Below are 11,309 nucleotides of genomic sequence, written 5' to 3'. Positions count from 1 at the left end.
TCGAGCGAAGCGACCGGCTTTTGTCTTTGCTGTCTTGTTCCATCCCGCGGCCATGCGCTGACCGCTCCAGGCTTTCGCCACGAGGGGCTCAGCCGTTGGCCGGTCTCCAGCACCAGTGCCAGGGTTCGTAGACGATGCCGTGCGGGTTGTCGCGTGGGTAACTCAGATGGAAGCCATGCCCGCCGGCATGCACCTGCAGCCAGGCGAACGCGTCGGTGGCTTCGAACGATTCTTCGGCCGGCGCATCGCCAGGTGTGCCGATGTCCAGCGCGTAGCCGCTGTGGTGTTCGCTGAAACCCGGGGCGGCATTGACCTTCAGGATCTCTGCCACGCTCAAGCCGCGCGCCAGCTTCCGCTCGAAGATGCCCAACTGGTAGGCATGGCTGCGGAAGCCGGAGATGGCGTCCAGCGCAATTCCATCCTGTGCCGCGTGCAGTCGCATCCGCCGCCAGCCCTGCGCGGCGGCACAGTGCATCCACAACGGGCGGGCGAAGCGGTCGCGGCCGGCGAAGTGCAGCAGGCAGGGTTCGGGTTCGAGCGGCAGCCCGCTGTCGCCGGCATAGCGTTGTGCATCCAGGCCAAGCTGCTGCAGGCGCTGCTGCAGGCCTGCCAGTGGCAACCACTGATCCTCCAGCACGGCGCCGAACGGACGCGCCGCTGCTGCATCCAGCAGCGCCAATGCGTCCTCCACCCCTGGCTCGCGTGCCAGGCGCGGCACCATGGCATGAACCCCGCGCGCCAGTACCGCCGCGAGGTAGCGGCCATCGCGCTTGCGCCGCAGCACCCAGTGTGCCTGCGACAGCAGGCGTGCATCCAGGTTGCTGCGTGCACGCAGCAGGTGCGCGGGCCACAGCTCGATGGCCTCGGTGTTGATCAGCAGGGGGGCGCGTCGTTGCATCTCAGCAGCTTACTGCCGTGGCGCCGACGCGGCCACTTTGTGCAGCGCATCGAGCAGCGCCTGCGGCCGGTCCACGCTGAGCAGCAGCGTGCTGCCGTCACTGACCGGCAGGGCGAGGACACGCGCACGATCGGTGACCAGAGCGAAGCCCTTGCCGCCCCCGTGCAGGCGGAAGTGGCCGGAATAGAAGCCTGGCACTGAATAGCCATTGGTTTTGACACGGATGCCATAGCGGCGGTCACGCTGCAGGTCGACCACCTCGGCCTGGTCCAGCCGCAGCTGCGCCACCGGGACGCGGCGGCGGTACATCGTCGAGCGCACATCCAGCACGTTGTCGTCCAGTTCCACCCGGCGACGGAAGAATGCTGCGCCCAACCCGATGCCGAGTACCGCGATCACCAGCAGACTCCAGGCGGCACTGCCACCCATCCGGAACCAGGGCGGCGACAGCGCTACTTCGATCCAAGGGGCACTGGCCGGCGCCTTGTACAGCTGTGCGTACACGCACGCCACGAAGGCAGCCAGCAGCGGAAGCACGATCCAGAGCACGCGCAACGGCGAGCTCTCGGCCACTTCAAACGTCTTCGGGTCGCTGCCGCCCATGCGTCAGGCCTCCTTCTTGAACACCAGCATCGCCGGGCGCATCGGCGCCGGGATGATGATGTTGACCAGTTCCCAGCCCAGTTGGCCCTGGCGGCTGAGTTCGGCCTGGATGTCCTCGGCCTTGAGCAGGCCCATCATGGACGTCTTGACCTCGATGGTCTGGTAGCTCCAACGCTTGCTCATTCCTTGTCCTCCGACGATGGCGCGGGTTTCGGCAGGCGTCCCGCCTTGCGCAGGGCGTCGCGCAGCACGTATTCGATCTGCGCGTTGAGGCTGCGCAGTTCGTCATCAGCCCAGCGCTGCGCAGCAGCCAGGACGTCGGCATTGATGCGCAGCGGGTAGGCTTTCTTCTCACTCATGGGGGCTCCTGGCGGGGCGGTGGGGCACCCCGTTGCGAGTGTGGCTCAATACAGCGAGCCGGCATTGACGATCGGCTGGGTGCCGCGGTCCGAGCACAGCACGGTGAGCAGGTTGCTGACCATGTGCGCCTTGCGTTCCTCGTCCAGCTGCACCACGCCGTTCTTCTGCAGTTCGGCCAAGGCCATCTCGACCATGCCCACCGCACCAGCAACAATACGTGTGCGCGCGGCGATCACCGCGTTGGCCTGCTGGCGTTGCAGCATCGCCTGGGCGATTTCGGCGGCGTAGGCCAGGTGGCTGATGCGCGCGTCGATCACCTGTACACCGGCATCGGCCAGGCGCTCGGCCAGCTCGTTCTTCAGGTGCTGGGAGATCTCGCTGGCGTGGCTGCGCAGGGCCAGCTGTCCATCCTCGTGCTGGTCGTAGGGATAGCTGGTGGCCATCGCCCGCAGTGCCGATTCGGACTGGATGTGCACGAAGCTCTCGTAGTCGTCCACGTTGTAGACGGCCTCGGAGGCATCGACCACCTGCCAGACAATCACCGCGGCGATCTCGATCGGGCTGCCGTCCAGCTCGTTGACCTTCAGCTTGCCGCTCTCGAAGTTGCGCACGCGCTGGCTGACCCGGCGCTTGGCATAGAAAGGGTTGTTCCAGCGCAGGCCGTTGTCCTTCACCGTGCCCACGTACTTGCCGAACAGGCTCAGCACCGCCGCCTGGTTGGGCTGGATGGTGTACAGGCCGGCCAGCGTGAACACGCCCAGGACTACCAGCAACGCCCCCAGCAGCATCAGCAGCAGGTTGGGCGAGCCGACGCTGGCCTTGGCGGCCACACCCAGTACGAACAGGGCGGCGCCAGCGAGGGCGACGAGCAGGGCGACGGCCAGCGTGCCGAGGCCGTTGAGCGAAGACAGCGACTTCTCTTTCATGGCGGTACGTCCTTGAGGGTTCGAACATAAGATATCAAAGTGATATCACTTACAGGCTACCGTTCGTCGGATGGCATGGCCAGAGGGCGCGGCCAGCTAGAATGCCCTTCCGCCTTCACATTGCTGCTGGAACCGCCATGGCCAAGCTTGGAACTCCGTTGTCCCCCTCCGCCACCCGCGTGCTGCTGCTGGGCTCGGGCGAACTCGGCAAGGAGGTGGCCATCGAGCTGCAGCGGCTGGGCGTGGAGGTGATCGCCGCCGATCGCTACGCCGATGCGCCGGCCATGCAGGTTGCGCACCGCTCGCACGTGATCGACATGCTCGATGCGATGGCGCTGCGCGCTCTGATCGCCGAGGAGCAGCCGCACCTGGTGGTGCCGGAGATCGAGGCCATCCACACCGAGACCCTGGTCCAGCTGGAACAGGAGCAGGGCCTGCGGGTGATCCCGACCGCGCGTGCTGCACGCCTGACCATGGACCGCGAAGGCATTCGCCGCCTCGCCGCCGAAACCCTGGGCCTGCCGACCTCGCCGTACCGCTTCGTCGATACCGAGGCCGAGTACCGTGCTGCCGTGGCCGCCATCGGCCTGCCGTGCGTGGTCAAGCCGGTGATGTCGTCCTCGGGCAAGGGCCAGAGCACCCTGCGCAGCGAGGCGGACATCGCCCCGGCCTGGGACTACGCGCAGACCGGTGGCCGTGCCGGTGCCGGCCGCTGCATTGTCGAAGGTTTCATCGATTTCGACTACGAGATCACCCTGTTGACCGTGCGCCATGCCGGCGGCACCTCCTTCTGTGCGCCGATCGGCCACCTGCAGAAGGACGGCGACTACCGCGAAAGCTGGCAGCCGCAGCCGATGTCGAGCGCGGCGCTGGCGCGTGCCGAAGAGATCTCGCGTGCGATCACCGACGACCTCGGCGGCTGGGGCCTGTTCGGCGTCGAGCTGTTCGTGAAGGGCGACGAAGTATGGTTCAGCGAAGTGTCGCCGCGCCCGCACGACACCGGCCTGGTGACGCTGGTATCGCAGGAGCTGAGCGAGTTCGCGCTGCATGCGCGCGCCATCCTCGGCCTGCCGATCCCGGTGATCCGCCAGAGCGGCCCGTCGGCGTCGTGCGCGCTGTTGGCACACGGCGAGGGCGTGCCGTACTTCAACAACGTCGCCGCTGCATTGCAGGTGCCTGACACCGCCGTGCGCCTGTTCGGCAAGCCGAGCGTGCACGGTCATCGCCGCGTGGGCGTGACCCTGGCGCGCGCGGAAACCATCGACGAAGCACGCGCCATCGCGCGTGACGCCGCCGACGCCATCGGCGTCGAACTGCGCCCGTAAAGCAAAAAGGGGACGGAGGGGATTAAGTCGTTTGTGGCAAAAACGGCTTAATCCCCTCCGTCCCCTTTTTGAAAGGCCGCCGGGCATGGCCCGGCGCTACCGGGTTATTTCACGTCCACCCACACCAGGTGGTGGTCGCTGCCATCGGCGATCTTCGCTTCCGGGCTTTCATTGGCTGGCCAGAAGATGCCGCTGCCCACGTACTCGAAACCGGTCGAGGGCAGCACGTAGTCCAGGCGCATCGTGCCGGACTTCGGACCGAAGTCGCCGGTGGCGTGGAACGGTGCGCCCTTGCGCTCGATGCCCTTGGCCGCATAGGCCAGGCTGGTCTGCTCGCCGCCGACGCTGCGCGGGGTGGGGTAGCGCAGCACGCGGGCGTTCTCGATCAGCTCGACGATTGCTTCATGGCGGCCATCGCCATCGACCGGGTCGTTGTTGAGGTCGCCAAGGATCACGAAGCGCGCGTCCTGGGCCAGGCCGCCGCACTGGCCCTTGTCGTCGCACAGCCACGACTTGTCGCCCTTGGACAGGTATTCCTGCCACAGGCGCAGTTCGTCGTGGTTGCGCGCGGCGTTGCGCTTTTCCGGGCCGTCGAACACCGGCGGGGTCGGGTGCGAGACCAGCGCGTGGACCACGCCGCCCGGGGTCTTCACCGGCACGTCCCAATGCGACTTCGAGGACAGGCGCAGCTGCGACCACACGTGGTCGTTGTAGAAGCTCTTGCCGGTGCGCGGATCGACCGGACGGATCGCGCCGGGCATCGCGCTCCACTTCAGCAGCTGGAAGCTGCGCACCTTGGCTTCGTCGATCGGGTAGCGCGACAGCACCAGCATGCCGTACTGGCCGGGGTGCAGGCCGTAGCCCCACGCGTCATTGCCACGGCTGCGGCCTTCGCCGCCGACCACGCCGTTGTTGTCCAGGTCCAGGCCGCTGGGCACGCCGGTGTTGACCGGGGCCAGGTAGCGATAGGCGAAATGCAGCGGGTTGCCGCCACCGGGCTGGGCGACTTCCAGATAGCGCTTCTGGAACAGGTCGGCGGCGCGATGGGCGTCGTCGAAATCGAATTCGTTCAGCAGCACCAGATCCGGGCGCACCTGCTGCAGCACCGCGGCGATCTTGCGTGCGTGCTCGCTGTCGCCTTCCAGTTCCTTGATGAGGCCACCGGCGTCATCGGAGTACAGCGACGTGTTGTAGGTCGCCAGGCGCAGCGCAGCGGACGGCTTTTCGGTCATCGCGGGGGACGTGGCGAAGGCGGGGGCGGTGGCGCCGCAGAGCAGGGCCAGGGCGAGGATCAGGGGATGGCGGCGGGTCATGTTCATGGGCCGTATTGTGCACCCGGCCCGGTGTCAGCGGTTTGTCAGCGCCCGTCCAGATCATTGTCGAAATCGTGCCAGCGGCGGCCATCGTAGGCTTCCAACGGATGGAAGCGGCGCTTGTAATCCATCTTCTGGTGCCCGCGGATCCAGTAGCCCAGGTACACGTGGGGCAGCCCCTCGCGGCGCGCCCACTCGATCTGCTGCAGGATCGCGAAGGTACCCAGCCCGCGTGCGGCGTGGTCCGGGTCGAAGAAGGTGTAGACCGCCGACAGGCCATGCTCGGTGACGTCGGTCACTGCCACCCCCAGCAGCTGGCTGGGCTGGCCGTCGTGGCCGGGCAGGCGCATCTCCATGAAGCGGGTGTGCGACCAGCTGCCGATCAGGAACTGCTCGAATTCGTGCGGGCCGTGGTCGTCCATGCCGCCATTGGCGTGGCGGTGGGTGAGGTAGCGGTGATACAGCGCGAACAGGTCGTCGCGGGCGGTGGCGGCGGTGATCCGCACCTCCAGGTCGGCATTGCGGGCGGCGCAGCGGCGCTGGCTGCGGTCCGGAGCGAAGCGCGCCACCGGGATGCGCACCGCCACGCAGGCCTGGCAGTGCGCGCAATGCGGCCGGTAGACCAGGTCGCCGCTGCGGCGGAAGCCCCAGCTCAGTGCCAGCGGATAGAGCGCACCGAGGCGGCGGTCGTTCGGGTCCAGCACCAGGTCGCGTGCCACCCGGTCCGACCAGTACCCGCAGGGGTGCTCGCCGGTCTGGAAAAGTCGCAGTTCGTCGTCTCTGTCGCCATGGATCGCCATGGACACAGCATAGCCCCAGCCCGTCGCAGTGGCGGCGACTGTCCGCCGGATGAACGGAACCGGCAGCGGCGTCAACCGATGTCGCGTCCGAGCGTTGTTGTCCTTCGAGGGTGAAGTGATCACCCCGACGCTGTTCCCATCCCCAGGAGTGACCTCATGATCCGTACCCCCCTGCTGCTGGCCCTGCTGCTGGGCACCTCTGCTTCCGGAATCGCGCTGGCCGCCGACACCCCGGCCACGCCGGCACCGCGCCCGGCCAAGCTGGACACCAACGGTGACGGCGTCATCGACCGCAGCGAGGCGGCCGCCAACCCGCACCTGGCTGCGAAATTCGACGAGCTGGACAAGAACAAGGACGGCAAGCTCTCGCGCGACGAACTGCCGCGCTGGCAGCATGGCCGCCGCGGCCATGGCGGTGAGCGCTGGGCCACGCTGGACGTCAACAAGGACGGCCGCCTCAGCCGCGAGGAAGCCAAGGCCGATCCGCGCCTGGCCGCGCGTTTTGATCAGCTTGATCTGAACAAGGATGGCTACCTGGACAAGGCCGACCGCGAGCTGCGCATGAAGCAGCATCGTGATGCCTGGTTTGCCGCCGCCGACACCAACAAGGACGGCCAGCTGAGCAAGGCCGAGTTCGACGCGGCCAAGGGTCCGATGCACGGCGGCCCGCGCCACGGTGGCCCGCGTGATGGCAGCGCGCCGAAGCCGCAGCGCTGAGTTTCAATGCTGTGATTGACGACAACGCCGGCGCATCGCCGGCGTTGTCCGTTACAGCCGGCCGCTCCGCACCAGCGAATACAGCACAAGCGCGATGACCATCAGGTTCATGGCGATGATGCCGGTGCGGCCGTACATGGCCTCGTACTTCCAGTTGGTTCCGGTGAGCCCGCGCTGCAGCGAGTCACGCGCGATCATCGGCGCCATCAGCCGCTGCAGCGGTACCAGGCACTGGTAGTTGACTACGGCCAGGCCCGCGACCTGCACCAGCAGGACGGCCCAGAGCGGCGCCTGCAGCAGCACTGCCATCAGGATCGTCAGGCACCAGAGCATGCAGGTGCCGATGTTGAGATAGAGGAAACGGCGGACGTCGGCGCGCTCGGCCTCGCTGCGGGTGTACGACATCAGGAAGCGTCCACCGAAGTAGCTGCCGACCGTGCCGCCGACCACGCCACCGATGACCGCTCCCCAGCTTTCAGCCGGCATCATGTGCAGTTGCCCCAGTGCGGCGGTCAGCGAGCCCATCGCGGTACCGCCGGCGGCACTGGCGCCACCGAGGCTGAGCTTGCTGCCACCGATGCCGACACCGGTGCCGAGCAGGATTGCGGCACTGGCGGTGCCGGGCGCGGCCACCAGGACCATCGACACCACCGCGGTGGCGAAGGCGGCGCTCGGCGCGCTGCTACGCGCGAACTCACCGAAGCGCTGCAGCAGGCCGTCGCGCACCAGCGCGCGGGCGCGCGACAGGCGCTTGCGCACCGCAGCGTCGCTGAGCCCGAGCAGGTCGGCCACCTGTTGCGAGCGCTGGCCCTCGCGGTAGTACAGCAGCAGCACTTCGCGGCTGTCTGCGGGCAGGGCAGAGATGATCTCCTCGGCGGCGATCTCCTCTTCCACCCGCTGCAGGCGGTCGGCAGCACCCGGGGCGGGGTCGGCGGCCATGCCCATCGCCACCTCGGCCGCCTCGCCAGTCAGCGGGCGCCCGCGCTGGGCGCGCAGCCAGTCGCGGGCCAGGTTGCGGGTGATCTGCCGCAGCCACGGCAGGAAGCTGGTCGAACTGCGCAGCTGGTGCAGCTGCTGCCAGCCCTTGACGAAGGCCTCCTGGGCGATGTCCTCGCTGGCTTGGCGGTCGCGGGTGATGGCCAGCGCGATGGCGGTGACCGTGTTCTGGCAGGCCAGCACGATGCGCCCGTAGGCGTGCTGGCAACCGCTTGCGGCGGCGGGCAGTTCGCGTTCCAGGGTCTGGTCGATCGATGCGGCGAACGTCGTCATGGCGGCAGCTCTCCTGCTGGGATTGTGTCCCATGACGGAGCCGCGCGCGAAGTGTGACCGCAGATGCTGATGCATCTTCGGTCCGCGCATTCCACCTCATCCCCGCGCCGTTGGCGCGCCCCCTTGAACAACAAGGGGGGGGCCAATCCTGACGGGTTACGGTGAAGTCGCGGCCCTGCTGACAGGCCGCTGCGCTCGCCGGGCATGGCCCGGCGCTACCGCCTCTTACTTGGAGGGCTGGATGCGGACCCGCACTTCTTCCTCTGCCGGCGCGGCCTGCGGTGCCGGCTGTGCCTGCTGCGGCTGGGCTTGCGGGGCAGGGGCCGGCGCGACCGGTGCCGGGGCACCACGATGGCGCAGGCCGATGACCAACGCCACGCCAGCAATCACCACCAGCAGGGCGATGCGGATGCGCCAGGCCCAGCTGCGGCCGCCGCTGCCCGGTTCCGCCGTGTCGCGGAAGGCGAATTCGGCGGTGGGGTGGTCGCGGCGGGTAGTGTCGAGCAGGCGCGCCTCGCGCAGGATTTCGCGCGCGCGCGGCTGGTCGTCGGCACGCACGATCCATACCGCCGGATAGGCGTTGGCGTTGCCCAGGTCGGTATAGCTGAACTGGCCGCGGCGACGGGTCTTGTAGGAGCGCCCGTTGGTCACCTTGACCTCGATGCCATGCCCGCGCAGGAGCTCGGCCACGCCTTCGACGGTTTCCACGCGCTGGCTGCTGAAGATCTGGCGCATGGGTTTTACTCCTTGGCCGGCACGGCGGCCGCGGCAGCCTGGTCGGGAACCACGCGGATCAGGCCTTCCTGCGCGGTGCTGGCCACCAGCACGCCGTTGCGGGTGAAGAACTGGCCGCGGGCCAGGCCGCGCGAATCCTGCGCGCTGGGGCTGTCCAGCGAATACAGCAGCCAGTCGTCGGCACGGAACGGGCGGTGGAACCAGATCGCGTGGTCGAGCGAGGCCATCTGCACGTGCGGGTGGTAGTAGCTGATGCCGTGCGGGAACGTCGCCGTGCCCAGCAGGTGGAAGTCGGAGGCGTAGGCCAGCAGCGCCTGGTGCAGTTCGGGCGCATCGCCGACCGGTTCGCTCAGGCGCAGCCACACCTGGTGGTAGGGCGGGCGCTTGGGCGGGTTCAATTCATCGCGCGGGTAGACGTGGCGGAACTCGAACGGGCCGCCACGCGACAGCCAGCGCTGCACCTTGATCGGCAGTCGCTCCAGCACCTCGGCCGGCAGCGGCCGGTTCGGTTCGATGTCTTCCGGCTGCGGCACCTCGGGCATCTTGTGCTGGTGCTCGGCGCCGGTCTCGGCCTGCTGGAAAGAGGCCGCGCAGAAGAAGATCACCTTGCCGTGCTGGATCGCGGTGACCCGTCGCACCGAGAAGCTGCCGCCATCGCGGGTGCGGTCCACGTCGTAGACGATCGGGTGGTCGATGTTGCCAGCGCGCAGGAAATAGGCGTGCAGCGAGTGCACGTGGCGGCCATTGTCGACCGTGGCCTGCGCTGCGGCCAGCGCCTGGCCCAGCACCTGCCCGCCGAACACGTACTTGGTGCCGATGTCGCGGCTCTGCCCGCGGAACAGGTTGTCCTCCAGCCGCTCCAGCGTGAGCAGGTCGATCAGCTCGGAGACGACGGGTTCGGGCATGTCGTTCAAGGGGGCGGCCACAGCAGTGAAGAGGCCCCGATTATACCGGTGCAGGCCGGCTGCCCGATCTTCGGTAGTGCCGGCCGCTGGCCGGCAACCTCATGATCCTCTTGGACTGCCTGTGGCTGCCGGCCAGCGGCCGGCACTACCGTTATTTGCCGAGGCGGGCCACCAGCGCCTGCAGCGCGTTCTGTGCATCCGGGGCGAACCAGGCCTCGACGAAGCGGTCGAGCTGGATCAGGTCCGGGTGCAGCGCCTCGTGCAGGTCGGCGCGGGCAATGGCGCGGGTCAGCAGCATCGGCTGGCGCGGCTGTTTGAGCAGGTTCTGCAGCCAGGCCACGGCACGTGCCACCACCAGGTCACCCTCGGCCAGCTCATCGACCAGCCCGATCTGCAGCGCCTGTTCGGCCGGCACCAGCGAACCGGTGGTGAGCAGCACGCCGGCGCGGTGCACGCCCACCGCACGCCGCAGCAGGCGCTGGATGCCCTCCGGCGCGATCAGGCCGACCTGCACTTCGTTCAGGCCGATGGCGTACGGCCGCGACGGATCGGCGCTGCGCGCCATCACCCGGTAGTCGCAGCACAGCGCCAGCACGCAGCCACCGGCCGGCGCGTGGCCGGTGATCGCGGCCACCACCGGGATACGGCTCTCGGCCAGCGTGCGCACCGCGCCGAAGAAGGCGTTCCAGGTGTCCAGCAGCCTGTGCTTGTCATCGCCGTGCGAGAGCAGGTGCGGCACGTCCATGCCGCCGGTGAAGATGCGCTCGCTGCCCGACAGCACGATGCCGTGCGCGTCTTCGGCCATGGCCAGCTCGATGGCGTGGATCAACTGCCGGCACAGGTCGGTGTCCAGTGCGTTGACCGGCGGCCGCGCCAGGCGCAGCTCGCGGATGGGGCCGTGGTTGATCACCTCGATGAGCGTCGTCATGCTGCGGTCTCGTTGCGAAGAAGGAACCTGGGCGATGATAACCAAACCATTCGTTGGCGTACTGTGGGTTCTATGTGCGGCCGCAGCATCGGCTTCAGCGGCCGAACCGGCCTGCGTCACGGTGGAGCAGGGCTGGGCGCGGTTGCCACCGAATCCGGCGATGCCGATGACCGCTGGTTACGGCGTGATCCACAACGGCTGCAGCAAGGCGGTGGCAATCACTGGCGCAGCCAGCAGCAGCTTCGATGATGTGTCACTGCACGAGACCACGATTGTCGATGGCGTCAGCCGGATGCGCGCGATCGAACGCCTGCCGCTGGCGCCGGGCGCGCGTGCCGAGCTCAAGCCCGGCGGCCTGCACCTGATGCTGATGCAGGGCAAGGGCGCGTTGAAGGAAGGCCAGGCGTTGCCGTTGCGGCTGCAGCTGGAAGGCGGCGGCGAAGCGAGTGCGACGTTGACCGTGCGCAAGGCTGCGAAATGAGGCTCGGGTAGTGCCGGCCGCTGGCCGGCAGGACAGGAAATGCCGGCCA

14 protein-coding genes are annotated in these 11,309 nt (G+C 68.2%); 3 read left to right on the top strand and 11 right to left on the bottom strand.

The features are described 5' to 3' along the window. Window positions 1–88: 88 nt before the first annotated feature. From ACTXG9_RS19440 to ACTXG9_RS19420, 5 genes are read right to left on the bottom strand one after another with little or no spacing between them, the layout of a single operon-like run. On the bottom strand, window positions 89–898 hold the full coding sequence (locus ACTXG9_RS19440; RefSeq protein ID WP_021203111.1) for a M15 family metallopeptidase: 810 nt from the start codon (window positions 896–898) through the stop codon (window positions 89–91). Between the two features lie 9 nt (window positions 899–907). Continuing rightward, the gene (locus tag ACTXG9_RS19435) at window positions 908–1,501 is read right to left on the bottom strand and encodes a PH domain-containing protein (protein ID WP_019659311.1); all 594 of its coding nucleotides are present in this window, start codon (window positions 1,499–1,501) and stop codon (window positions 908–910) included. 3 nt (window positions 1,502–1,504) lie between these two features. Further along, window positions 1,505–1,684: a DUF4177 domain-containing protein gene (locus ACTXG9_RS19430; protein ID WP_019659310.1), complete on the bottom strand. Its 180-nt coding sequence runs from the start codon at window positions 1,682–1,684 to the stop codon at window positions 1,505–1,507. Continuing rightward, window positions 1,681–1,860, bottom strand: a complete 180-nt coding sequence (locus ACTXG9_RS19425) for a hypothetical protein (RefSeq protein ID WP_019659309.1) — start codon at window positions 1,858–1,860, stop codon at window positions 1,681–1,683. Before ACTXG9_RS19425 ends, ACTXG9_RS19430 begins: the two co-directional genes overlap by 4 nt. 45 nt (window positions 1,861–1,905) lie before the next feature. Next, on the bottom strand, window positions 1,906–2,787 hold the full coding sequence (locus ACTXG9_RS19420) for an SPFH domain-containing protein (RefSeq protein WP_021203112.1): 882 nt from the start codon (window positions 2,785–2,787) through the stop codon (window positions 1,906–1,908). Window positions 2,788–2,924: 137 nt separating this feature from the next. Between ACTXG9_RS19420 and purT the strand changes: the two genes are divergently transcribed. Then, window positions 2,925–4,112, top strand: a complete 1,188-nt coding sequence (gene purT / locus ACTXG9_RS19415) for a formate-dependent phosphoribosylglycinamide formyltransferase (protein ID WP_111099020.1) — start codon at window positions 2,925–2,927, stop codon at window positions 4,110–4,112. 104 nt (window positions 4,113–4,216) lie between these two features. Here purT and ACTXG9_RS19410 read toward each other — a convergent pair whose 3' ends face one another. Both ACTXG9_RS19410 and ACTXG9_RS19405 read right to left on the bottom strand, forming a co-directional pair. Continuing rightward, a complete protein-coding gene (locus tag ACTXG9_RS19410) occupies window positions 4,217–5,431 on the bottom strand; it encodes an endonuclease/exonuclease/phosphatase family protein (protein WP_456115863.1) in 1,215 nt (404 codons plus the stop codon). Window positions 5,432–5,469: 38 nt separating this feature from the next. Continuing rightward, on the bottom strand, window positions 5,470–6,225 hold the full coding sequence (locus ACTXG9_RS19405) for an arginyltransferase (protein WP_005408547.1): 756 nt from the start codon (window positions 6,223–6,225) through the stop codon (window positions 5,470–5,472). Between the two features lie 156 nt (window positions 6,226–6,381). Between ACTXG9_RS19405 and ACTXG9_RS19400 the strand changes: the two genes are divergently transcribed. Beyond that, a complete protein-coding gene (locus tag ACTXG9_RS19400; RefSeq protein ID WP_021203117.1) occupies window positions 6,382–6,942 on the top strand; it encodes an EF-hand domain-containing protein in 561 nt (186 codons plus the stop codon). A gap of 51 nt (window positions 6,943–6,993) precedes the next feature. Here ACTXG9_RS19400 and ACTXG9_RS19395 read toward each other — a convergent pair whose 3' ends face one another. From ACTXG9_RS19395 to ACTXG9_RS19380, 4 genes are all read right to left on the bottom strand, one after another. Then, window positions 6,994–8,211 (bottom strand): RNA polymerase sigma factor, encoded by a 1,218-nt coding sequence (locus tag ACTXG9_RS19395; RefSeq protein ID WP_019659303.1) that lies wholly within the window; start codon window positions 8,209–8,211, stop codon window positions 6,994–6,996. A 225-nt stretch (window positions 8,212–8,436) separates the two neighbouring features. After that, entirely contained in the window at window positions 8,437–8,946 is a 510-nt protein-coding gene (locus ACTXG9_RS19390) for a pathogenicity-like protein (RefSeq protein WP_019659302.1), read from the bottom strand. A gap of 5 nt (window positions 8,947–8,951) precedes the next feature. Then, window positions 8,952–9,851, bottom strand: coding sequence for an acyl-CoA thioesterase II (tesB, locus tag ACTXG9_RS19385; RefSeq protein ID WP_032953622.1), 900 nt, complete (start codon window positions 9,849–9,851; stop codon window positions 8,952–8,954). Between the two features lie 151 nt (window positions 9,852–10,002). Next, window positions 10,003–10,779, bottom strand: a complete 777-nt coding sequence (locus ACTXG9_RS19380; RefSeq protein ID WP_019659300.1) for an enoyl-CoA hydratase/isomerase family protein — start codon at window positions 10,777–10,779, stop codon at window positions 10,003–10,005. A gap of 34 nt (window positions 10,780–10,813) precedes the next feature. On the opposite strand from ACTXG9_RS19380, the gene ACTXG9_RS19375 reads away from it, so the two are divergent. After that, complete coding sequence (locus ACTXG9_RS19375) at window positions 10,814–11,260, top strand: copper chaperone PCu(A)C (RefSeq protein WP_021203119.1); 447 nt, start codon at window positions 10,814–10,816, stop codon at window positions 11,258–11,260. Window positions 11,261–11,309: the final 49 nt, after the last annotated feature.

Source organism: Stenotrophomonas maltophilia group sp. LNF247 (assembly GCF_054083135.1).
The sequence above is the reverse complement of the archived record's forward strand: the minus strand, read 5'-3'. Positions and strand labels throughout refer to the sequence as shown.